The 22755-nt window shown below is 61.5% G+C and carries 18 protein-coding genes; 6 read left to right on the top strand and 12 right to left on the bottom strand.

What is annotated here, in order from left to right:
• Positions 1 to 31 precede the first annotated feature (31 nt).
• From dnaX to H6650_01795, 6 genes are all read left to right on the top strand, one after another.
• Positions 32 to 1654 carry a DNA polymerase III subunit gamma/tau gene (gene dnaX / locus H6650_01770; GenBank protein ID MCB8950720.1) on the top strand — a complete coding sequence of 541 codons (1623 nt, stop codon included), beginning with the start codon at positions 32 to 34 and terminating at the stop codon, positions 1652 to 1654.
• Positions 1655 to 1840: 186 nt separating this feature from the next.
• Positions 1841 to 2152 (top strand): YbaB/EbfC family nucleoid-associated protein, encoded by a 312-nt coding sequence (locus H6650_01775; protein ID MCB8950721.1) that lies wholly within the window; start codon positions 1841 to 1843, stop codon positions 2150 to 2152.
• Positions 2153 to 2343: 191 nt separating this feature from the next.
• On the top strand, positions 2344 to 2952 hold the full coding sequence (recR, locus tag H6650_01780) for a recombination protein RecR (protein MCB8950722.1): 609 nt from the start codon (positions 2344 to 2346) through the stop codon (positions 2950 to 2952).
• A gap of 207 nt (positions 2953 to 3159) precedes the next feature.
• Entirely contained in the window at positions 3160 to 4221 is a 1062-nt protein-coding gene (gene rtcA / locus H6650_01785) for an RNA 3'-phosphate cyclase (GenBank protein MCB8950723.1), read from the top strand.
• A 331-nt stretch (positions 4222 to 4552) separates the two neighbouring features.
• Entirely contained in the window at positions 4553 to 5530 is a 978-nt protein-coding gene (locus H6650_01790; GenBank protein ID MCB8950724.1) for a ribonuclease Z, read from the top strand.
• A 5-nt stretch (positions 5531 to 5535) separates the two neighbouring features.
• Positions 5536 to 6747: an ATPase gene (locus H6650_01795; GenBank protein MCB8950725.1), complete on the top strand. Its 1212-nt coding sequence runs from the start codon at positions 5536 to 5538 to the stop codon at positions 6745 to 6747.
• A gap of 41 nt (positions 6748 to 6788) precedes the next feature.
• Here the strand turns inward: H6650_01795 and H6650_01800 are convergent, their stop codons facing one another.
• From H6650_01800 to H6650_01855, 12 genes are all read right to left on the bottom strand, one after another.
• The gene (locus H6650_01800) at positions 6789 to 10298 is read right to left on the bottom strand and encodes a lamin tail domain-containing protein (protein ID MCB8950726.1); all 3510 of its coding nucleotides are present in this window, start codon (positions 10296 to 10298) and stop codon (positions 6789 to 6791) included.
• Between the two features lie 432 nt (positions 10299 to 10730).
• Entirely contained in the window at positions 10731 to 11783 is a 1053-nt protein-coding gene (locus tag H6650_01805; protein ID MCB8950727.1) for a BMP family ABC transporter substrate-binding protein, read from the bottom strand.
• 400 nt (positions 11784 to 12183) lie between these two features.
• Positions 12184 to 12390, bottom strand: coding sequence for a hypothetical protein (locus tag H6650_01810; protein MCB8950728.1), 207 nt, complete (start codon positions 12388 to 12390; stop codon positions 12184 to 12186).
• Positions 12391 to 12399: 9 nt separating this feature from the next.
• Complete coding sequence (locus tag H6650_01815) at positions 12400 to 13548, bottom strand: hypothetical protein (protein ID MCB8950729.1); 1149 nt, start codon at positions 13546 to 13548, stop codon at positions 12400 to 12402.
• Positions 13545 to 14735 carry an MFS transporter gene (locus H6650_01820; GenBank protein MCB8950730.1) on the bottom strand — a complete coding sequence of 397 codons (1191 nt, stop codon included), beginning with the start codon at positions 14733 to 14735 and terminating at the stop codon, positions 13545 to 13547. The genes H6650_01815 and H6650_01820 overlap by 4 nt, the downstream gene beginning before the upstream one ends.
• Positions 14732 to 16075 (bottom strand): DUF2029 domain-containing protein, encoded by a 1344-nt coding sequence (locus H6650_01825; protein ID MCB8950731.1) that lies wholly within the window; start codon positions 16073 to 16075, stop codon positions 14732 to 14734. Before H6650_01825 ends, H6650_01820 begins: the two co-directional genes overlap by 4 nt.
• Positions 16076 to 16088: 13 nt before the next feature.
• The gene (locus tag H6650_01830; GenBank protein MCB8950732.1) at positions 16089 to 17117 is read right to left on the bottom strand and encodes a polysaccharide deacetylase family protein; all 1029 of its coding nucleotides are present in this window, start codon (positions 17115 to 17117) and stop codon (positions 16089 to 16091) included.
• 55 nt (positions 17118 to 17172) lie between these two features.
• The gene (locus H6650_01835; GenBank protein MCB8950733.1) at positions 17173 to 18897 is read right to left on the bottom strand and encodes a c-type cytochrome; all 1725 of its coding nucleotides are present in this window, start codon (positions 18895 to 18897) and stop codon (positions 17173 to 17175) included.
• Between the two features lie 60 nt (positions 18898 to 18957).
• Positions 18958 to 19557, bottom strand: coding sequence for a zinc ribbon domain-containing protein (locus H6650_01840; protein MCB8950734.1), 600 nt, complete (start codon positions 19555 to 19557; stop codon positions 18958 to 18960).
• Between the two features lie 67 nt (positions 19558 to 19624).
• On the bottom strand, positions 19625 to 20209 hold the full coding sequence (locus H6650_01845; GenBank protein MCB8950735.1) for a TlpA family protein disulfide reductase: 585 nt from the start codon (positions 20207 to 20209) through the stop codon (positions 19625 to 19627).
• The gene (locus H6650_01850) at positions 20206 to 20706 is read right to left on the bottom strand and encodes a cytochrome c-type biogenesis protein CcmH (protein ID MCB8950736.1); all 501 of its coding nucleotides are present in this window, start codon (positions 20704 to 20706) and stop codon (positions 20206 to 20208) included. Before H6650_01850 ends, H6650_01845 begins: the two co-directional genes overlap by 4 nt.
• A 12-nt stretch (positions 20707 to 20718) precedes the next feature.
• Positions 20719 to 22725 (bottom strand): heme lyase CcmF/NrfE family subunit, encoded by a 2007-nt coding sequence (locus H6650_01855; GenBank protein ID MCB8950737.1) that lies wholly within the window; start codon positions 22723 to 22725, stop codon positions 20719 to 20721.
• Between the last annotated feature and the right edge of the window lie 30 nt (positions 22726 to 22755).

The following is a 22755-nucleotide window of genomic DNA, read 5'->3' on the forward strand; positions in this document are numbered from 1 at the left end:
CCCCCCCTGATCGTAATGTTAAACTAACCCCATGTCACAAGCCCTCTACCGCAAATGGCGACCGGCCCGATTCGACGAGGTGGTTGGTCAAGAACACGTCACCCGCACCCTGCAAAACGGGGTTGCTTCTGACCGTGTGGGACACGCTTTTCTATTTTCTGGACCACGCGGGACGGGCAAGACGACCACGGCGCGACTACTGGCAAAAGCCGTCAACTGCCGGCATTCCGATCCCGCCCAACGCCCCTGCAACACCTGCCACATCTGCCGCGCCGTCAACGAAGGCCGCTTCCTCGACCTGATCGAAATTGACGCCGCCTCCAACACCGGCGTGGACGACATCCGCGATCTGCGGGACAAAATCAACTTCTCGCCAAACGAAGGGCGCTTCAAGGTCTACATCATTGACGAAGTCCACATGCTCTCCACGGCGGCCTTCAACGCCCTCTTGAAGACGCTGGAGGAACCGCCGCCGCACGCCAAATTTGTGCTGGCAACCACGGAAGAGCATAAAGTGCCGGCAACCATCAAATCACGCTGCCAGGTCTTTCACTTCCGCCTGCTCACCGTGTCCGAACTGACAGCGCGGCTTCTGTGGCTGGCGGAAAAGGAAAACCTGACCATTGAACCGGAAGCGCTGGCCCTGATTGCCCGCCAGGGCGCGGGCAGCGCGCGCGACGCGGAAAGCCTGCTGGACCAGTTGGTGACGGCGCCCGGCGACACGATCACGCTGGCGCGGGCGCAAAAGGTGCTGGGCACGGCTTCCCTGGCGATGGTGTCCCAACTGACGGAGGCGTGGCTATCCGGTGATGGGACGCTGGGGCTGCAACTGATTCATGATGCGCTGGCGGCGGGCGCGGATACGCGCCAATTGGCGCGGCAGATGGTGGCCTATCTACGTGCCGTGTTGCTGCTGCAGGCTTCCGGGGAGACGTTTGATTTGGAAATGCCGGCAGACACGCAACAACAAATGCGCGCACAGGCCGAAAAAGCCGCCCGCCCCGCCCTCATCACCGCCATCAAGCAGTACAACGAAGTTGCCAGCACGGTCGCCTCTGGTTGGCAGCCCCAACTCCCACTGGAACTGGCCTTCATTGAGATGCTGCCCGAAGTCGGCGGACCGGTGGCGCGGCGCGCCCAACCCGCCGCCATCCCCCAACCCGCGCGACCCAGCCCATCGCCGTTGACCAGCCAGCCCGAACCCGCGTCCCTCCCGGCCACGGAAACAGTCCCGGAACCACCTGCACGGACCGAAGCCGCGGCAACGCCTCCGCCCGCGCCGCCGGCGACGGCTTCTCCGCCTGCCGCCGCGTCGCTCACACTCGTCGCCATCACCAGCCACTGGCCCCAGGCCATGACCAACGTGAAGAAAAAGAACCGCAATCTTGGCTCACTACTGACCATGTGCCAACCCCTGGCAGTGGAAAACGGCACGCTCATTTTGGGCTTTGAATATGGCACACTCAAGGACAAATTCGACAACACGGCGCAGGCGCGCGATCTGGTTGGCGATGCCTTAAGCGAATTGACCGGCGTCCCTTGCCCGATACGCACCGTCCTCAACAGCCAATACCGGCCTCCCGCGCAGGTCAGCAAAGCGGAATTTGACGCACTGGCGGAGGAGCTTGGCGGCGTCGTGCGCGAGATTGAGTAGCCCTCCCTCCAGACAGCGGCCTACTAAAGTAGGACCACAAACTGCCAACCATCAACTGTTACCTTTTCTCAGGCGAGTTCGCAACTTGCCCTACAAGACGTATTCGAAGGAGTTTCAATCGTGGCGAAAAAGCGCTCATCATTCCGTGGTAAACCGAAGCAGCCCAAACAGGCCAGCCCAAACAACATGCTGTCGCAAATGCAGCGGATGCAGGAAGAAATGAAATCCACGCAGGAATCGCTGGCGGACGAAGTCGTCAGCGTGACGGCCGGCGGCGGCGCCATAACGGTTGTCATCACCGGTCATCAGCGCGTGCAGTCCATCGCCATCGCCGAAGACCTGATCGACCCGGAAGAAAAGGAAATGTTGCAAGATATGCTCGTCGCGGCCATCAACAGTGCCATTGAGCAGTCGCAAACCCTGGCGGCGGAGAAGATGGAAGCGATCACCGGCGGCGCCGATCTGGGTGGATTGGGTGGCCTGCTCGGCGGCATGTGAGGAGGGGCGAGTGGCGAGTGGCGAGTGGCGAGTGGCGAGTGGCGAGTGGCGAGTGGCGAGTGGCGAGTGGCGAGTGGCGAGTACACTCGCAAACTCGCAAACCCGCAAACCCGCAAACTCGCAAACTCGCAAACCCGCAAACTCGCAAACTCGCAAACCCGCAAACTCGCCCACTCTAACAAGGAGTAAACATGGCTGGCAATGTGTTGCCGCAACCGGTACAGCGTTTGATAGATGAATTCGCGCGGCTGCCGGGTATCGGTCCCAAGTCGGCTTCGCGGCTGACGTTCTATTTGCTGCGCGCCGCCGATGAGCAGGCGTTTGGACTGGCCGAGGCGCTGCGCGACTTGAAGGAACGCACGCGCTTCTGTTCGATTTGCTTCAATATCACCGAGAATGATCCCTGCGTGATTTGCCAGGATGCCGGCAGAGACCAGACCCTCCTTTGTGTTGTCGAAGAACCGCTGGACGTCGTCGCCCTGGAGCGCACGCGCGCCTTCCAGGGACGCTACCACGTCTTGCACGGAGCCATCTCCCCCGTGGAAGGCATCGGCCCCGAAGACCTGCGCGTGGCCGAACTGGTGCAGCGCGTGGAGCAGGGGAACTTCGGCGAAATCATCATTGCCACCAACCCCACCCTCGAAGGGGACTCCACCGCGCTCTATCTGCAACGACGGCTGGCGGGCTACGGCGTCAAGCTGCGCAGCCTGGCTCGCGGCCTCTCCGTGGGCGGCGACCTGGAATACACCGACGAGATCACCCTGCGGCGTGCCCTGGAAGGACGGCAAGACCTGCGTTAGGGCGTTTTTCCGCATTTCGCAAGCAACTCACGGCTGTCCTCACGCTGCTAACGGATGCGCCCTTAGGGTTCGTCCAAAATTGCCTTTGGACTATGCGACAAGCAAGAACCCTTCCAGCGCATCCGTCAATTCCCAGACGAATAACGGATGCGTCCTTAGCATCAAAATAGCTTCCGGGAAGATAGTAGTGAATCGTTACCGCTGATGATGCAAACGCCAATTACCATTGATGGCAGCCAGGGCGAAGGGGGTGGGCAGGTGCTGCGTACCAGCCTCAGCCTTGCCGCGATCACCGGACGCCCGCTGCGCCTTTACAATATCCGCGCCGGACGCAGCAAACCCGGCCTGCGCCCGCAGCACCTCACTGCCGTTCATGCAGTGGGGCGCATTTGCGCGGCGCGAATGGATGGCGACCGGCTCAACTCGCGCACGCTGGAATTCACGCCCACCACGCCGCCGCGCGGCGGTGATTACGTCTTTGACGTTTCCGACGCCGCGCAGACCTTTTCCGCCGGCGCCGTCACGTTGATTTGTCAGGCAATCCTCTGGCCGCTGATCTTTGCGGCGGAACCCGCGCGCGTGCGGCTGCGCGGCGGCACATTTGTGCCCTACAGTCCGCCATATCACTACCTGGCGCACGTGGCGCGTCCCGCCTTCGCCCGCCTGGGGGCGCATTTTGCCACGGAACTGGTCACGTGGGGGTGGATGCAGGCGGGAGGTGGGGAAATGGTGCTGACGGTGGAGCCGGCAGCGCGCTTGCAAGGGGTGGCGTTTGCGCCGGAAAGATCGACGAAAGTGGAAGGCGTGGCCGCCGTGACGAATTTGCCGGCGGATATTCCGCAGCGCATGGCCCGCCGCGCCCATAATTTACTGCAAGAGATGGGCTTGCAGCCGGTCATCACGCCGGTACGCGCGACAGGCAAAGGCCCTGGCGCGGGCATCGTGCTTTGGCTACCGGGGGCCGGGTTTAGCTGCCTGGGGCGCAAAGGGTTCCCGGCGGACAAAGTGGCCGAGGAAGCGGTTGCCCAACTGCGCGCTTTTGTGGACAATGGAGGGCTTATTAACTCATCCGCTGTGGACGAACACCTGGCTGATCAACTACTCTTGCCCATGGCCCTCGCCCACGGCAGGTCCAGCCTCACCACCAATCGGATCACCTTGCACACGTTGACCAATGCCGACCTTTTGCGGCAGTGGCTGCCCGTGTCTCTGCACGTTGCGGGCGAACTGGGGCAACCAGGGACGATCACGGTGACGAATGAGGTATGACGAATGAGGTATGAGGTATGAGGTATGAGGTATGAGGTATGAGGTATGAGGTATGAGGTATGAGGTATGAGGGGAGTATGTGCTGGCACATTTGCCACTCGCATACTTGCCACTCGCCACTCGCATACTCGCCACTCGCACACTCGCACACTCGCCACTCGCCACTCGCACACTCGCCACTCGCACACTCGCACACTCGCCACTCGCCACTCGCACACTCGCACACTCGCCACTCGCATACTCGCCACTCGCATACTCGCCACTCGCACACTCGCACACTCGCCACTCGCCACTCGCATACTTGCCACTCGCACACTCGCACACTCGCACAATGTTTGAAATCATCTTTTTAGGAACATCCGCATCAACGCCGTCTGTCCATCGTGGGTTGTCGGCGCATATGGTGCTGCATCGCCAATATCGCTTTCTCATTGACGTAGGCGAGGGCACGCAGCGGCAAATTTTGCAGAGCGGCCTGGGCTTTAAGCGGCTGGATAAGGTGCTGCTGACGCATGGGCATCTGGACCACATTCTGGGATTAGGGGGACTGGTTTCCACGCTTAGCCGCTGGGAAACATTGGAGCGATTGGAGATTTATGGGGGCCAATCGGCGCTGGACCGCGTCGGCGACTTGGTTTTTCGCGTTGCCTTGCGCGGGGCGCGTCCCCCGGTGGGTATCGATCTGGTGCCGTTGCGTCCGCGCATGACGGTGGTAGAAGACAGCAAATTTACGCTGACGGCGTTTCCGGTGTCGCATCGGGGGGCGGAGTGTTTTGGCTTTTTGTTTACGGAGAAGGCGCGTCGCCCATTTTTGGCGGAGAAGGCGGAGGCATTGGGGATCCCTCCTGGGCCGGAGCGGGGGCGGTTGGTGCAGGGGCAGGCGATTACGCTGGCGGATGGCACGGTGGTGCGGCCTGATGATGTTTTGGGGGAGGTGATTGCCGGCACGCGCTACGTCCATGTTGGCGATGCGGGGGAAACTGACAACTTGTTGGACGTCTGCCAGGATGCGGATACATTGGTGATCGAATCCACCTACATTGACGCCGACGCGGAGATGGCCCATCAATTTGGACACCTCACCGCCGGCCAGGCTGCGCGGCTGGCGCGTGACGCCAACGTCAAAACCTTGATCCTGACCCACCTTTCGCGTCGCTACTACGAGCGCCAGATCAAACAAGAAGCGCGCGCTATTTTTCCCAACACCTACGTGGCCCGTGACTTTGACCGCTTCCAGGTGACGCGCGAGGGCACGGTGCGCCTTTCTCGCGGTCAGGGCGGCGCGTGGAACGGGGAAGCCGAGGAGTAATGCACATGTCTGATCCATCCCGTCCCCTTACGTTTTTGTGCCTGGCCAGCGAATTGAAAGGCGTGCCCTTTCTGGTCGAGGCGCATCGCCAGGGATGCCGCACCATTCTGGTCGTGGCGGAGGCTTATGCGCAGGCGGAATGGCCGTGGTCGAGCATTGACGAACTGTTTCGGATGCCGGATCTGTCGCGGCAGCCGGACGTCACTTACGGGGTCAGTTACCTGGCGCGTAATCATCACATTGACCGTATCGTGGCCCTGGATGATTTTGACGTGGAGACGGCGGCGGACTTGCGTGAACATTTGCGAATTGCCGGCATGGGCCACACCACCGCCCGTCATTTCCGCGACAAACTCGCCATGCGCGTGACGGCGCGGGACAAGGGCATTCTTGTGCCCCCGTTCACCGGCGTCTTCAACTACGACGACTTGCGCGCCTTCATGGCCGACGTGCCGCCGCCGTGGGTGCTGAAACCCCGCTTCGAGGCCGGCGCGATTGGCATTCGCAAGTTAGGGGATGCGGAAGGCGTGTGGCGGGCGCTGGATGATCTGGGCGACAAGCAATCATTCTACCTGCTGGAGAAGTTTGTGGCGGGGGATGTGTACCACGTGGACGCGATTGTGTGGCAGGGTGAGGTGGTTTTCAGCCGTGCCAGCCGTTATGGGCTGCCGCCGCTGGCCGTCACGCATGGGGGCGGGGTGTTCAGCAGCCGCACACTGCCATTGCGCAGCGCGGAATCCGTGGCCCTGCTGTCGCTGAATCAGCAGTTGATGACGGGGTTGGGCATGGTGCGCGGCGTCAGCCATTCGGAGTACATTCGCGGCGCAGCGGATGGCCGTTTCTATTTTCTGGAGACGGCAGCGCGGGTTGGCGGGGCTAATCTGGACAGGATGGTGGCGGCGGCCAGCGAGGTGGATTTGTGGACGGAGGCGGCGCGGTTGGAGATAGCGGATGTGCGCGGCGAATCTTATACACCACCGGCGGCGAAGGATGAGAATGCCGGCATTCTCATCTGCCTCTCCCGCCAGGAACATCCCGACCTCTCCGCTTACAACGACCCAGAAATCGTCTGGCGACTGCCTAAGCCCCACCATGCCGGCGTCATCGTCGCCTCTCCTGATGCGGCGCGCGTCGAGCAGCTCATCAACGCCTACGCCGGCCGCTTCGCCCAGGATTTCCTGGCCATCGCCCCGCCCCAAGCCCCCACCCGCGTTTGATGCGTGGGCGCGACGCCGAGGGACGTCGCGCCCCCAACCATTTAGTTGCGTGAGAAAATCACCACCAGCGGGTCGTGATCGGAGAGATGACGCGCCGAGGCGTCGTCCGGCGCGGGGAGCGGGTAGCCGGCATCAATATGCAGCGCCTGCACAAACGTCAACCGTTCAAACAGCCGTGGCGACACCAGAATGTGGTCCAGCGACTGCGTGGCTCCCTGGAAGATGTATGTGTAGGGATAATCGGCGGGGGCGTCGTAGGTGCGATAGACGTGGCGCAGTCCGCCGGACTCCAACGTGTCCAGCGGCGGCGTATCCAGGAAGGAGTTCAGGTCGCCCATGACCACGAACAGGCCATTCGGGTCGGTGCTGCGCAGTTGGTCGATCAGGCTCACGTTCCAGGCGGCCTGGTCCGTGCGGGTCTGTTCCGTGGCTTCCTCGCCGGCGGAGAGGGAGAGGAAGTGGTTGTTGAGCAGGTAGAGCGTATTTGTTTCGCCGCCGAGGGTGAGCGTCACGGTGAGGAGCAGGGGCGGGCGGCTGAACAGACCCTCCGGTCCGGGATAGCTGCCTACGGTGACGACAGTGGCCTGGTCCTCGCGCACCAGGTAGCCCACATCAATGCCCCGCGAGTCGAAGCCTTCAATCAGGTAGGGGGCATAGTTGAGGGCGGCCAATTCCGGCAGCGCGACCAGTTCCTGCAAAACCCCCAGGTCCTCCACTTCTTGCAGGCCGATGATGGTGGGCGCGCCCATGGAGAGGATGGCGTCGGCCAGTTTGTGTAACCGCAGTTCGTATCCTGCCTTGTCCGGCGGGGCGGGCGAGGAGGGGTGCGGGGGGCGATAGTCGAAGAGGTTTTCTACGTTGAAGGTGGCAATGCCGAACTGATCGGGCGTGGCGGGGGCAAATGCCGGCAGTTCCGTTTCCTCTCGCGTCACTGCCGGAACTGCCAGCGGCTCAATTTTGTACTGGTCAAAGGTGAAGGCTAGCGGCCCCACCAGGTCGGTGATCACATCCCCAACCTGGATGGCGTAGGGCAGCGTACGCTGGTCGGCGTGCGTTGCGTCCGATCCGTCGTCCACCACGATGAAGAAGCCCGTTTGCGCGCCCCGGGGGACGGTGGCGACGCCCCAATGTTGCGCCACCAGCACATATTCCCCGTACTGCGTCGTGGGAGCCACGGCCACGGCGGGCGCGGCCAATCCCACCAGCATCCCTTCCCGCGCTTCGTTGTAGAGCCGCGCTTCGTCGTTGTCTTGGGGCGGGTCGTAGGCGATGGGCGGCGGTGGCGGCGCGGTTCCGACCACGAGCAGATCGGCGGCCGTGGTGGGGTAAAGGGTTGTTTGCCCGGAAATTTCACGCACCAGGCCATGAACCTGAACTATGTCGCCAACGGTTACGACGGCGTCGAAGCTATCCACGAGGACGAAGATGCCTTCTGAGGTGGCCGGGTTGTCGTCCGTGCCGGCATCTTGCACCCAAAAGCCGCCCAAATCAGGGAAGACGCCCGTGACCACGCCGGACGTCGTCAGGCGGCGGCGCACATAAGGCGAGGCGTCGCCCTCCCCCTGGATGGCCCAAATGGGCACGCCATCCCCCACGAACAGGCGAAAAGCCGGGGATTGAGCGGGATCAGGCCATTGGTCGGCGATGGCCGTGGCCGCCGGGAGGAGAATGTCGCCGACGGCGTCTTCAGGCACGCGCGCGGTGAAGCGAAGCACGGCCTCGCCGCCATCTCCCGCCAGTTCGGGCAGGAGCCAGGCGACTGCATCGCCGGACGCCACGCCGCTATCCAGTGCCTGCGCCTGCGCCAGATTGGTCGGGGGCAGGGCGGCGGTCACTTGCACGCCGGTCATGGCCGTTGGCGTGTGGTTCCAGACGTGCAGCGTGACGGTCACGACCGCGCCGGGAGGGGCGCTGTTGGGGGCGTCCAGGTCCAGGCGCAAAATGGGGGGGAATACCTGGGCGATGTCGTCCGGTTGGCGGGGCTTCAACTGTCGTTGCCCGCTGTAATACTCGCTGATGCCCGTGACGCGGTACTGCTGCCCCAGTTCCAGCGCCTCGGCGGTGATGCCCGTTTCTTTTTCCACGTAGACGAGGGTGGTTGCGCCCGCCTCGTCGGCAAGGTCGATTTCGTAGGAAAAGGAGAACTCTTCGATGCGCGTGGCGGTTCCTTGCAGGCGGGTGAGGCGGCCCAGAATGGCGTCGTCGGCGCGAAGCTGGTCCGCCGTGATGGGCAGGGGCGTGAGGTCGCCGGGGGGCGTGTCCAGTAGTTCGATGTCGGCGACTTCGGGGACGAGTTCGAGCGAGTTGCGGTACACTTCGATGCCGCCGCGCACGCGCACGTGGTCGCCGATGCGCACGGTGACGGCGCCCATGCCGCCGGGGACGTACACCTGGATGCCGCCGCTGTCGTCTTCGAGGTAAAATTTTGTGCCGGTTGTGCCGGCAAAAAATCCACCCGTATACATCGTTGCCACCCCCTCCACAATCACATCCTGCCCGATCAACTCCCGCGCCACGGCCACGGGAATGGCCCCGCCGCCCACCGTCAGCATCGCCAGCGAGCCATATTGCCGCTGTCCATTCGCCTCTGCATAGTAGCCGCGAAAGCGGAGGTCGGTGTACGTGTAGGGGCTTTGCAGCACGATTTGCGCGGAAACGGCCTCGTTGGCCGGCAAATCGGCGATGGTCCAGGTGACGCGCCCGTCCGCTTCCGCCGCGCCCGCGGGCGCGGTCAGCAGTTTGAAGGGGCGCGGCACGGGGAAGGCGACCAGGACGCCGCGCAAAGGCGTGTCCGTGGTGTTGGTGGTGACCAGGGTGAGGGTGACGGGCTGGCCGGGGATGACGCTGTCGGGAGATTGGAGGGAGATGCGAATGGGGGTGTTGATGGTGGGGGTGGTGGGGCTGCCGCTGTTTTGGGGATCGGGGTGGGCATTGGCGGCAAAGTCGGTGGCATTGTCGGATTGGTTGAGGCCGCTGCCGGCATTTCCGCCCGGCAGCCGCTCTAAACTGGCGCCATTGGGCGGCAGGGTGGCGGGTACGCCGCTGGCGTAGGCGATGGGTGCATCCCCCCACCCGACGGCATCCACGACGTTATCTTGCCGGTCGCGCAGTTGCAGCCCGCCTTTTTGTACCAGGGGCACGTCAAAGGTTGCGTCCGGCAAAACGCCTATGTCTTGCCCCGCGCGCGCGAAGAGGAAGTGGCCGTGGGCGGGGATTTCCGTGGTCTGGCCCCAGGCGATCAGGCGCTGCTCGTTGTCGTCGTCCTGGAAGCGATACCAGAGGCTCCAGCCGTTCAGGTCAACGGGGGCGTTCCCCGCGTTGTACAGTTCGATGAACTCCGTGTTGTTGCCGCCGGGGATGCCAAACAGCAGTTCGCTGATGAAAACGCCGGTGTCTGCCAGGGTGAGCGGTTCTGTTGGTGACGAGATGTTTTCGTCGGCGGTGGTGGCGGCTGGGGGAATGGGCGTGGGTGTTTCGGGAGGATTTTGCCGGCACGCGGCTCCCGCCATCGCCATCAACATCACGAAGCCAATCACAAGTTTACGCCACATAGCCACTCCTGGGGGAATAGTTGACAGTTCGCAGTTGACGGTTAGTAGCCAATCTGCGTCATCTGTGAAATCTGTGATGATATTCTCATTGAACGCGGATAAAACAGGCGTTCCCGCCGTCCGCGCTGGCCAGAGTATAGTGGGGAATGGGGGAAAGGCAATGCCGGCATTCCAAAACAAACAGGGCGTCCACATGATGGGACGCCCTGTTCAGGTATCTCTGGATGATGCAGAATAGTTAATCCGTGAATTCGTGAATCGATGAACGGTTAATCAAGCCCTGCTCGCCATGCAACCATTCAACTACTCAACAGTGACTCTACTGAAAAAAGGCCCAAAACCGGGTTTTTACACATGAACCACTCTGGTAATTTCAGCCGGACCATCGAAAAACCCGGTTTTTTCAGTGAACTCAACAGTTAATTATCCTCACTACGGCGTGTAGCCCGTGCTGATGCTGCCATCGGCCAGACCTTCGCGTGCGGCTTCTACGGCGTCTTTGCACTCTGCCGGAATCTGGCTGTCCCAGTCGTGGTAAGAGGCCAGGCCGACGCCGCCATTGGCGACGGTCGCCAGTTCAATGCCACCCTGCAGTGTTCCCGCCGCGTATTCTTTGACGGCGTTGCCCGTGGCGACATCCATGTTTTTGGCGGCGCTGGTGATCAGTGAGGAGGCCACTTCGGGATAGGTGTTGTACTGGTCCACGTCTACGCCGATAGCCATTTTGCCTGCCTCGTGCGCGGCCAGCAAGCCACCGTTGCCGGTGTTGCCGCCGACGCCAAAGATGACGTCCGCGTTCTGGCCGAGGAAGTCGAGACCGGCCTGCTTGCCCGTAGCCGGGTCATTGAAGTCGGGGATGTAGACGTTCAAGGTCTTGATGTCTGGCTTCATCGCTTTGGCGGCGTTCTGGTAGCCGGTGACGAAGCGCACGACGGGGGGGATTTCCATGCCGGAGACGGAGCCGATAACGCCGGTCTGGCTCATGCAGGCGGCCAGCGTGCCGGCAAGATACCCCACTTCGTCCTCGGCAAACATGAGGCTGGTGACGTTGCTCAGGCCGCCCTCTTCGGAGTAGCAGCTCTCTACTTCGCCGCAACCGCCCTGGTCAGCGGGGCCAGGGAAGTAGGCGAAGTCCACGATGGCAAACTTCACGTCAGGGTTGGCGCGTGCGGCGGCGGCAGTGGCGTCGCCCATGAGGAATCCCACTGTGACGATCAGGCCGCAGCCTTCCTCGACAAAGTTCTGGATGTTCTTCTCATAGTCGCTGGCGGCTTCGGAAACGATGTAGGCGAACTCCATTCCTTCCGCCTCGGCGGCTTCGCGTGCTCCCTTGAGGCTGAACTCATTGAAGCTTTTGTCATTTTCACCACCTGTGTCCAGCACGGCGCATACCTTCTGGGCGGATGCGCCGCCACCGCAAGCGGCAAGGATTAAGCTGAGAATCATCACGGTAACGAGTAGCACGTTGAAGCGTTTGTTGGGCATCTCTTTCTCCTCTGAGTAGATTGAAATGGCGAAGTCACGGGGCGCGATGGCGCCGATTCTTCTTGTATGGATGAGAACGTTTTTTTTGGCCCCCGTTGGGTAACTTCTCAATACTTCGGGGGAGCCGCAGCCTGAGCTTGTCGAAGGCCGCTGGTTTCGACAGGCTCAACCAACGCTACCGCACTTTTTTGAGAAGATACCCCGCTGCTTCATAAAATGCCGGCACTTCCAGGCAAACTAACGAGACACGCACATTATACCTAAATGCCGGCGGATAATAAAGAGGCCGCCGCGTGAAATGGTGTAACTTCTTCCCGGAGGCTGCGTTGATGTTCAATACCTTGAATGAGGAAACGGTTTTGGCCCGAAATGGAGCTTCCGGAAAGGTGTGGGCAAGTGTTCAATGACCCCTCGCCTGATGCACCTCCCGGAACAACCGGAGGCAGGCAGGGCAGGCGTTTTGCGCGCCAATCGTTTTCAAGCGAGCATGGGCGCGACGGTCCCGCAGCGGCTGCCCGCAAAATGACACCCTGGCGCGGCGACCATCCTCGGCAATGTGCCATACATCCCCGTTCAGAATAACCACGGGATCCTCATCGGGAAGCATGTGGCCTTCCTACCTTCCCTGCCGCTGCAAGGAGATGTAGCGCGTGCGCGCATGGGCATAATCGCCCGGCGGCAGGAATTGAAGCAGCAAATGGGTGTCTTTCGCAGGCGCTTCCAGCACAAACCAGCCTTCCTTTGCGCCGCCCGCGAACAGGCGAAAATCCGAAAGCGCCGGTTCTGGTTCCACGACCGCCGGCGTTCTCCATTCCTGACCCTGGCTGTCCAGAATACGAAAATCCCAACCGTTGAGGTCTTGTGACGCCTCATCGTTGCCAATGTAGCGAACGCGGGCGTAGAGAAGCACATACTGCCGACCCGGCGGCGGCGGATCGTTGTACCGGTTGGCGGCGAAAATGCGCTGCCACGCTTCTTCGCCACCGTGCATTTCCAGCAGCAACAATTCCCATGACTCGTCCACGATGGTCTGATCAAAACGGGCCGGCTCCGTTGCCTGCGTGCCGATGCGGTTGCGCTGAATATCCGCCAGGGCCGCGGGCACGTCAACGCCGGCGTTTTCCTCCAGAGCCACAAAATGGGTGATGCTTTCGCCGTCGCCGCTTTCCTCGGCGGCCAGCATCAGGTTACGCTCATCGGCGACGGCCAGGAACAACTCCCATCCTTCCGCGGTTGTGCCGGCAATCATATCACTGGCATTGCTCAACATCGGTTCGGGAGCCACCTGTGCGACTTCAAACGCGAAGTGCAGCCGCATGGCGGAGCCGGTGAGTCCCAAAAAGAGATAATCATTCGCGCCGGCCAGCGGGCTTTTGCTGACGGAGAGCCGCAGTAGCACGTATTCAAAGCCCTCCGGGGGCGGGTCGTTGAACATGTTAGCGGCGGCGGTGCGGTCGCTGGCTTCCGTCCCGCGCACCATCTCCAGCACAGTTATCTGCCAGTGGGGGAGGACGATGGGCGTTCCGGGTGCGAGTGGTTGGGCGCGGGAACTGGCATTTTCCGCCAGTGGCGGCGCGGCGGTGGGGATGGCAGGGGCGTCTAGCCAGAGGGTGGCCGTGGCTTGCGGCCCGGTGGGGAGGGCGACGGCAGGCGTGGGTGTGGGGGAGAACAGGGCCGTGACGGCCTGGCAGGCCAGCAGCCAGGCGGCGGTGAAGAGGAGCAGAAGGGGGCGGGCCATGGGGGGAAGGGGGGGCGATTTTTTCATGCTGCGGGGGATTGTACCAGAGGGTGGGTCAACTGTCGCCGGTAGAACCAGAGCATGAGCAGGGTGTTGGCGGCGAGGAAGGGGCCGATGGCTTCCAGGCTGATGCGGGCGGCGAGGATGCCGGCAATTGCCGGCAACACCGCATATCCCAAACTGGCCGCGCTCACCTGGAACCCGATGCTGTTGGCGGCGTGGGTGTGGCCTACCCAACGTGGTGTCATGGCGATCAGGGTGGGGAAGATGGGCGCGAGGGCCAGCCCCATGAGGGCCAGCCCGCCAAAGTTCAGCCCGGGCCAGGTGGGGATGGCGATGAGCAAGCTGCCGAGGAGGGCGATGGCCATGCAGCCTAACAGCAGGCGCGTCGCGCTCCAGCGGTCGCCGATGAGGCCAAAGAGGAAGCGCCCCACCCCTAATCCCGCCCAGAAGAGACTGAGCCAGATGCCGGCATATGCCGGCAACACCCCACGCCCTTCCGTCAACAACGTATAGCTCCACTGCCCCGCCACCGACTCCACGCCCGTATACACGAAGAACAGGAAAATGCCGGCCCAGGCCAGCGGCAGCCGCAGCGTCTGGCGCAGCGGCGCGGACGGCCGCGCCTCCTCCATCGTATCCGTGGGCAGTTGCCAGCGCCGGCGCGTGATCAGGAAGCAAACGGCCAGTGCCGCGAACACCCCGCTCACCACCAGATAACCGGACTGCCACGGCAGCGCCCGCGCCAGCAGCGTCGTCACAAACACCGGCCCCAGCATGGCCCCCAGGCCAAAATTGACATGCAGCCAATTCACCAGCCGCGTGGAAAAATTAAGGGCGAAATAGATGTTCAGCGCCCCATCCATGGCCCCCATGCCCGCCCCCGCCACCATGCTGGCGACAATCAGCCATCCCCACGAAGTCGCGCGGCTGAAGGCCGCCGCCCCCGCCATCATCACCAGGCTGCTGAGCAAAAGGAACCGCCCCACGCCTAGCGCGGAGACCAGCCGCCCTGTAGCGAAACTGGCGAGCAGATGGCTGGCGGTGCTTGCCAGCAGCAGCAGCCCCAGCGCGTCTAGCGGCAGCCCGAACGAAGCGCGGACCGAAGGCCAGGCGATTCCCAGCATGGACGCGAACAGTCCAATCCCCAACATTTCGGCGTAGGCAATACCGACAACAGTATAGCTATCACCACGGCTATGAGTCTTTGTCACTCCGGGACCTTTGTGTGCATAGCAAAGGGTTCCCCTTCAGCAGCCATCAGGCAAATCCCGGAAAGAATCAAGACGATTACAAAACCGACGTAGTTGTCTTGAAAGAAGCGGGAAACAAAACCGATAAGAAAAATGTAAATCCCCGCAACAAGCAGCGTGGTTCCAATCCCGTTGCGTTGCCACTGAAATCTCATCAGAATTGCCAGTAAGGGCAGACCCAATGAGATTTGAAGTATCCAGAATGGAAAAGGGTCGAGAGCAGAGGGAATGATGCCCAGGCTAACCAGGATCGTACCCAATGTATGCCCGCGGATTGGGTAATTGATGGCAACAGCGCCGCCAGGGTAGGCAAAAACGTCAAGAAAAAAAGCGCGTGGATTCCAGACCACAAACGGGCCAATAACTATGACGGCCACTCCCACAACGATGGCCAGCAATTTCAACGTTTCCTTGATTCGATTGGCGCGGGGGACGTATTGTTGCAATAGCAGAACGTAGAATGGCAAAAAGAAGCCAGCAGATTGTTTGCTGGCACAGGCCAGACCAAGAAATATGGCGGAGATAATTAGTCGCCTTTGAGATAGGGTTAAAATCGTGAGGAAGATGAGCAAAAGGATGACAACATCATTCATGCCAATCATGACCGGACGTGTCAATAGTGGATTCAAGGCTACTCCTGCCAACAGGGTCAATTTAAGCGTTGGTTGCTGCACCATAACGGGCAGCAATATGGCAAACATCACGTAGGCCGCCAGATATATCCAGCGCTGATCATATGGTAATGTGTGCTGCTCGAAGAGACGAAAAACAGGGTATGAAAAGAGGAGGAAGCCGGGCAGGTAGACGAAATGCTCGAATGCAGGATTGGTTGGCATTTCGATGCGGGAGAACCCGTAGAATTGCAAAGGCGTATGCGCATAATTTGCTACGTAAGGATTCACTTCGTTGCTGAGGAAATGTAATGCTGATTCAATTTGAATCGCACCGTCATGTATATCGGCATACGCTTCTGTGTATCCCGATTCATCCACTTGAGAGATGATGCGCGTGCGGATATTGTTCAGGGTGGGATGTACGACGGCGGTGGCAATCATGATTAAGATGAGTCCCAAACGAACAAGAAAGACCAGGCGTGTCTTGTTAAACTTTTCGGGTAAACGAACATAATCTGTTAATGGATGCCATATTGCCAGAAGAATGTATAGCATGAGCGGAACAACGAGAAGAAATGAAATGCCACCCGTATACATGTGTGCCGGCACAAGTAATAGTAAAAATAACAGGTCAAGCGGAATAGCAAAGGCTCCTTGCCTTCTTGAATGTGGCTCGTTCATTTTCATATAGGCTCGCTTTTTATGGCTGGGTCAACCAGGCGGAGGGGTTATTTGACATGAGGACGGACATGGGCACGAAGGTGTAGCCGCGGGACTGCATCTCTCCGATGTAGCGGTCGATGGTTTCCGGCATGTCGGCGCGATAGGTGTGGGTGTAGAGGATGGAGCCGGGGAAGGAGCCTTCGCGCATGGTCTGGCACATGCGGTCGGCGGTGGTGTCTTCGCGCCAGTCGTCGGCGCTGCCGGACCAGATGATGGTGGTCCAGCCGGCTTCGTAGGCGGCCTGGACGCTTTCGTCGGAGCGGGAGCCGAAGGGGGGGCGCAGCCACGGTTTGGTGGACTGCCCGGTGAGGCGCAGGACGATGTCTTCGGTGCGGTTGAGTTCGTCCACGACCTGCTCCGCACTCATGTCGCGCATGTTGCCGTGGGAGTAGGTGTGGTTTGCCAGTTCGTGGCCGCGACGGGCGATCTCGCGTACCCAGTCGGGGTAGGTTTCCGCCCAGGAGCCGAGGATGAACATGGTGGTTTTGACGCCGTGGCGGTCAAGGATGTCCAGTAGTTCGCCCAGGTGCGCGGGGCTGCCTTCGACGTCGAATCCCAGTTGAATCAGGTTTTGGCCGCCGCCTGTGCCGGCAAAAACCATGTCAGGCCAGGCAGTCGCGGGACGAGGCCACGGGCCGGGCGCAACCCCGTACAGCGGTTGTATATCCGCCAGCGCCGCCTGGGGGCGGCAGGCGAATTCGGATGTGGGCGTGGGGGCAACTGTTTCCGTGGCGGTGGGCGGGGGCGGGGCCGTGTTGGTGGGCGTGGGGGTGGCCGTGGAGGGAGGTGTGGCGGATGGCAGCGGCGTGGCGGTGGGGCGCGCCGTGGATAGGATCGGCGGTGGCAGCGGCGTGGCGGTTGGCGCCGCCGCTGCCGTGGGCAACGCCGCCGCTATCTGAGAGGAGGTGGTGGGGTCGGGCAGGGAAGCGGCGGGCCTGGCGCAGCTTGCGAGTAAGATGACGGCTATCGTCGTCAGGACGAACGTTGTTTTTTGCCAGGACCCCATGCCGCTTGCCCCATGATGTTTCTTGTGCCCGCTGGAAGGCCGGTTGCCACCGGCTTTATGAATCGCTGCTGTTCCAGATGGCCATCAGTTCTTCTTTGACTTGCTGCCGTTCTTGCTGGTAATCGGCGGCGGAGATTTTGCCGTTGGCGTAGGCGTCATCCAGCGCGACCAGCGTCGCCAGCAGTTCTTCCCGATCCGCCGGTTCCTCTATTGGGGCATTGCGCCGCGCCCGCTGTGTGGCGATGATGGCAATGCCGGCAACCAGGACCAGCGCGCCCGCGCCGATGAGAATCTGGGTGGTGCTGTTGATGGCCACAGCGCCACCGCCGGAGCGTGGTTTCCCTTCCAGCGTGATGCTGAGGCTGCCGCCCGCGTTCACGGGTGCGCCGGTGTATTGCACAAAGGTCTGCCCCTGGAAGTCCTGCGGACCGCTGCTCTGCCAGTCGCCCACGAGGGTGACGCCGCTGTCGGGGAGGATGATGGTGGGGATGGTGGTGTCGTAGGGGACGCTGTGGGCCACGGTCATGCCGCTGTCGTATGGGAGCGTGTAGCGGACCAGCAGGTTCATGCTGTTGGGGCCGGGGCGCAGCGGCAGGGTGTCGCGCCAACCCGCGTCTGTGGGGAAGAGTTCATTGGCGGGCACGAAGGAGTCGAGGGAACCAAAGCCGCGTTGGAAGGCGGGATTTTGCGCGTCGGGCGGCAGGGGGATGAGGACCGTGCCGCCGTTGACGTCGCCGGAATCGCCCACGTAGACCTGATTGGCGTTGTTGCTGAAGGTGTACAACTCGTTGACTTCCAACTGGGTGGCAGTGACGTTCATGATGATGTGTAGCTGGTCAATGGAGATGACCGAGGCGTCGGTGGTGGGGTCGTAGATGGTGATGGGCAGGGCGGCGCTGGGTTCGTCGGCGCCGAGGCGGCCAATGTCGCTGCTGAAGCTGATGTCGTTGTAGGCGACGCTGGCCATGTACACCCAGTCGGAAGGGGCCTGAGTGATGTCGAACTGGAAGGAGCCATCGGTGTTGACGGTGCTGGTGAGGACGAGGCCAATGGTGAAGTCGGCGGGGTTGAAGGCGCGCAGGAGTGCCGGCAAATCACCGGCCGCGTTTCCCGTCGTTCCGTTTAGCACCTGCCCCGTAATCACCCCATCGACGAGCACCACCGGGGCCACGCCGTTAAAAGAAAATGTGGCGCGGCCATAATCGACCATTGCCCAAACGTCGTCCGCGGGCGTGTTGGGGAGCAGGGCTTGCAGGCGGTCAAAGGCGGTCTGGTTGCTGTTGTCGCGCCAGAATGTGGGGTCGGTCATGAAGGCGGTGTCCGGGCCGGGGTCGAGGGCGGCGAACAGATCCGCGCCACGGGCGATGGCGTCCGGCGAGGCGCTGAGGGCGAAGACGGCGGCAACGAGGTTCCAACGGTCTGCTTCGGCGATGGCGTTGGTGCTGCTGGGGCCAAAGGGGGGCATTCCTTTTTCCAGGTTGCCGTCGGTGATGGCCTGGAACATGCCGGCAGGAATGGCCTGGCGCGCGTACTCGGGGTCGTTGAAGGGGCGAGGGGGGGCGGGCAGGCGGTCTACCATGTCGCCGTCGCCTGCGCCTTGTGGGCCGTGGCAGTTGGCGCAGCGTTCGGCGAAGATGGTGAGGCCGGCGTCGGCGTCGGCGGTGGAGATTTCGGATGTGGGGGTGGATTGGGAGAATGCCGGCAATGCCGGCATCACCACCATCATCGCGGCCAAAATCAGCAAGGGGAGCATAAAACGAGCGTGTTTTGATGTCATCATGAGGGGAAGAAGCGCCTGTAAGCTTTGAGCTTCAGAGAAGGTTGTCATCTTCCTGGAAGCTCAAAGCTTCCAGGAAGATTCTGTTTCGGACGCGGGCTGCGCCAGCGGCGTGCCACAGCCGGCGCAGAATTTATCACCGACATCGGTGCGTTGACCGCACCGCGGACAAAAACGGGCCACGGGCTGCCCATTTGCTTGCGCCGGCGCGGCGGATTTGGCGGGCGCGCCCTGGTGTCGCCTACGGGCCACAGCCGCCTCAATTTCACCTTCCACCGCCGTCGGCGACGCGGCCCGCCCGGCGTGGCCGCGTCGTGCTGCCACGGCGGCTTCGATTTCATCCCCCAAGCCCGCGGCAGGGGGCGTGGCGGGCGTCAGGGCGTCAAGTTGCTGCAAGACGCCCGCCGTCTCCATTTTCAGGGTCAGGCGTTGGGATTCGTAGATGTCGGCGGGGATTTTGCCCGTTTCGTAGTCGAAATCAAGGGCACGCAGTCGTACCAGCAGTACTTCTTTTGCCGCCAGTAACGGTTGCCGCGATGACGCGGCAGGTGTGGCGTGACGGGACGTATCTGGCTGCCTGCTGGGCAGCAAAAAGGGGTGCGCCAGGAAAAAGGCCACCCCTAGAAATAGGGCTAACCCGAGAAGAATAGAACCTGTGGACATAACTGTTTGTCTGTTGTTGCGGACGGGCGGATGGGGACATTTGGGCCATCATGCTCGTCGTTGTGGATCAGGCATCCTCCGCCAGCAGGCGTTCGATGGTACTGACAAGGCGCTGTTGCGAGACAGGGCCAATGACGATGTCTTTGATCAGCCCATCTTTGCCAATGAAGAATGTCTCCGGTACGCCGGTTACTTTGTATTCGTGCGAGATCATGGAGCGCAGATCGGGCGCGTTGGGATAGGTGACGTTGAATTCATTCATGTAGGCGATGGATTGGGGTTCCACGTCAATGTAGGCGACGCCGAGGAAGACGACTCCCTTGTCGGCGTAGGCGCGCCAGGTGTTTTCGAGCAAATCTGCTTCGACGCGGCACTCAACGCACCAGGAGGCCCAGAAGTTGAGGACGACGACCTGCCCTTGCATGTCCGCCAGGGATGCGGTCTGTCGTTCTTCCCATTCATACCCGTTAAAGAACTGTAAATCGAAGCCGGGCGCTTTGCTTCCCGGTTCCGGGCGCGAGGCGTTGGTGTTCATCAACCCCCAACCTAGAAAGCCGAGGATGAACAGGACGGCGGCGGCGGTGACGATGCTCCATTTGTTGATGCGCCGCGCGGGCGCGGAATCATCCGGTGTCATGGTTACGTCTGTCATGATTTTTGTTGCAATTCCTTCTCTACGCGGGCCAGGTAGGGGTCTTCGCCAGATGGAGGCGGGGAGGAGGGGGGGGCTTCCTCGTCGCGGTCGTCCTCTGGTCGGCGCAGGCGATTGAGGTAGCGCGCAAAGAAGAATCCGCCTCCGATGACGGCGGCTGCCGGCAAAATCCAGACGATGAGGTCAAACCCACTGCGAGGGGGTTCGGCCAGCACGCGGTCGCCATACTGTTCGGCGAAATAGTCCATGATTTGCTGCTTGCTACGACCTTCGGCAAGCTGCGTGCGGATTACTTCGCGCCAATCCCGGCAGGCTTGCGTGGGGCACACGTCCAGTGGGGTGCTTTCGCACACGGGGCAGTAGAGGTCGTGGGCGACTTCGTTGACCTGGTCATCCGTGATTGCGGTTGATTGCGCCAGCGCGGCGGGGGCGGCTGCCAGGGCCGCGACTGCTAGCAGCAGGAAGAGGAGCGTGAGGAAACGTGTCTTGTTTGACATAATCATTTGCGCCTAGTCGGTGGCCGCGCCACCGACGACGACACGGCGGCGACGAGCAGCCAAAGGTTCGCGCACGGGCACGGGGTCCGACCAGCCGGCAATGGTTGTGCCCAGGACAAAAATAAGGCCGCCTGCCCAAACCCAGTTGATGAGGGGGTTGACGTACACCTTGAAGGTGGCCAGGTCGGCGGCGACCGGTTCCCAGTTGATGAGGAGGGCGTAGAAGTCCTCGGAAACGGTGGAGCGTTTATCGGGAATCGTCATGGGCTGGTTGGTGCGCGTGTACAGTTCGGTGCGGGGATGCAGCGTTTTCAGGAAAACGCCGTTTTTGTATATGTCTACGGTGGCTTCCGTGATGACGAGGTCATCGGCGCCGGGGAAGCGGTCCACGCCCTGGAAGGTCATGGAGAAATCGCCGATGGTGAGGGATTCGCCCTGATGCAGTTGGAGCTGGCGCTGCTGTTGATAGACGGTGCTGCCGATGATGCCGAAGCCCATGATGACGACGCCCAGGTGAATCCAGTAGCCACCGTAGCGGCGGCGGTTGCGGGCCATGAGGCGGATGAAGGCGGTCCAGGGTGGTTCGCCTTTTTTCATGCGCGCTCGTGTGCCGCGCCAGAATTCGAGGAGGGTGATAATGCCGGCAAACGTCACCAACCCATATCCCAACAAAGCCACCCAGCTACGCACGCCCAACGCATACAATGCGCCTACGAACAGCACTGTCACCAGTGCGGGCCAGCGCATCATGATTTCCAGTCGTTTGAGACTGGTGCGATACCACATCGTTAGCGGGGCCACCCCCATGAGCAGCATCAGCAGCGCAAACAGGGGGCCGTTTACCTTGTGGTAGAAGGGGGGGCCTACGGTAGCCTTGTCTCCCGTGAACAGTTCGGAAATGATCGGGTAGTTTGTGCCCCAGAACGTGCCAAACAGGATGCCCAGGAAGAGGAAGTTGTTTAGCAGAAAGGCGGCTTCCCGCGAGAGGAGCGAGTTGAGGCGGTTTTCCGAGCGCAGTTTGTCCCAACGGATAAAAATCCAGGCCAGGGAGAAGAGCAGCATCAGCACGAGGAAACCGAAAAACAGGGGGCCGATGGCGGATTGGGCGAAGGCGTGTACGGAAGAGATGACACCGCTGCGGACGACGAACGTGCCATAAATCGCCAGTAAATAGGTGAGCAAAACGAGGAACATGTTCCAGATTTTGAACATGTCGCGCTTTTCCTGGATCATGATGGAGTGGAGGAAGGCCGTGCCGGCAAGCCAGGGCATAAAGCTAGAATTTTCCACGGGGTCCCAGGCCCAGTACCCCCCCCAGCCTAACACATCATAGGCCCAACGCCCGCCCAGAATCAAGCCCAGGCTGAGGAACAGCCAGGCGACCAGCGTCCAGCGGCGGGTGAGGCGAATCCAGGTGTCGTCCAGCTTGCCGCTGAGGAGGGCGGCCATGGCGAAGGCGAAGGGGATGGTGAGGCCGGTGAAGCCCAGATAGAGCATGGGGGGATGGATGATCATGCCGGGATGGCGCAGCAGGGGGTTGAGGCCGTTGCCGTCGGCGGGAATGGGGCTGAGGCGGACAAACGGGTTTTCCACGAATAGCGAAATGCCCAGGAAGAAAATCTGAGTGACGGTGGAAATGGCCAGGGCGTAGGGGACGAGTTCGTGTTCGTCGCGCCAGTGCCGCAGCATGGCGATGCTGGTGAAGGCGGCCAGGAGCAGGTTCCAGAAGAGGAGGGATCCGGCCTGCCCTCCCCAGAGCGCGGTGACTTTGAGGTAGGTGGGCATGCCGCGACTGGTGACGCGGGCGACGTATTCCAGGGAGAAGTCGCTGCGCAGCATGGAGGCGACGAGGGCGAGGCAGGCCAGCAAGACGAGGGGAAAAATGAGGATGGTGGCGTTGCGGGCGCTGGTAACCCAGCGTTCGTCGTGTTGGACCATGCCGTAGATGGTTGCCAGAACGCCATAGACGGAGATGACGAAGGCAATCATGAGGGCTGTGTAACCAAGATCGGCAATCATAGGGTTTCTCGGGGGCCGGGGTATTGGTGA

The sequence above is a fragment of the Ardenticatenales bacterium genome (genome assembly GCA_020634515.1).
In the GTDB taxonomy this organism is placed as follows: Bacteria; Chloroflexota; Anaerolineae; order Promineifilales; family Promineifilaceae; genus JAGVTM01.

Bases quoted from the DNA above. Each gene is read 5' to 3' on its own strand.
- H6650_01805 (MCB8950727.1), bottom strand. From the start codon at position 11,783: ATGCCCAACAAACGCTTCAACGTGCTACTCGTTACCGTGATGATTCTC.
- H6650_01830 (MCB8950732.1), bottom strand. From the start codon at position 17,117: ATGGGGTCCTGGCAAAAAACAACGTTCGTCCTGACGACGATAGCCGTC.
- H6650_01810 (MCB8950728.1), bottom strand. From the start codon at position 12,390: ATGCTTCCCGATGAGGATCCCGTGGTTATTCTGAACGGGGATGTATGG.
- H6650_01795 (MCB8950725.1), top strand. From the start codon at position 5,536: ATGTCTGATCCATCCCGTCCCCTTACGTTTTTGTGCCTGGCCAGCGAA.
- recR (MCB8950722.1), top strand. From the start codon at position 2,344: ATGGCTGGCAATGTGTTGCCGCAACCGGTACAGCGTTTGATAGATGAA.
- H6650_01815 (MCB8950729.1), bottom strand. From the start codon at position 13,548: ATGAAAAAATCGCCCCCCCTTCCCCCCATGGCCCGCCCCCTTCTGCTC.
- H6650_01845 (MCB8950735.1), bottom strand. From the start codon at position 20,209: ATGACAGACGTAACCATGACACCGGATGATTCCGCGCCCGCGCGGCGC.
- H6650_01825 (MCB8950731.1), bottom strand. From the start codon at position 16,075: ATGAAAATGAACGAGCCACATTCAAGAAGGCAAGGAGCCTTTGCTATT.
- rtcA (MCB8950723.1), top strand. From the start codon at position 3,160: ATGCAAACGCCAATTACCATTGATGGCAGCCAGGGCGAAGGGGGTGGG.
- dnaX (MCB8950720.1), top strand. From the start codon at position 32: ATGTCACAAGCCCTCTACCGCAAATGGCGACCGGCCCGATTCGACGAG.
- H6650_01840 (MCB8950734.1), bottom strand. From the start codon at position 19,557: ATGTCCACAGGTTCTATTCTTCTCGGGTTAGCCCTATTTCTAGGGGTG.
- H6650_01800 (MCB8950726.1), bottom strand. From the start codon at position 10,298: ATGTGGCGTAAACTTGTGATTGGCTTCGTGATGTTGATGGCGATGGCG.
- H6650_01790 (MCB8950724.1), top strand. From the start codon at position 4,553: ATGTTTGAAATCATCTTTTTAGGAACATCCGCATCAACGCCGTCTGTC.
- H6650_01775 (MCB8950721.1), top strand. From the start codon at position 1,841: ATGCTGTCGCAAATGCAGCGGATGCAGGAAGAAATGAAATCCACGCAG.
- H6650_01835 (MCB8950733.1), bottom strand. From the start codon at position 18,897: ATGATGACATCAAAACACGCTCGTTTTATGCTCCCCTTGCTGATTTTG.
- H6650_01855 (MCB8950737.1), bottom strand. From the start codon at position 22,725: ATGATTGCCGATCTTGGTTACACAGCCCTCATGATTGCCTTCGTCATC.
- H6650_01850 (MCB8950736.1), bottom strand. From the start codon at position 20,706: ATGTCAAACAAGACACGTTTCCTCACGCTCCTCTTCCTGCTGCTAGCA.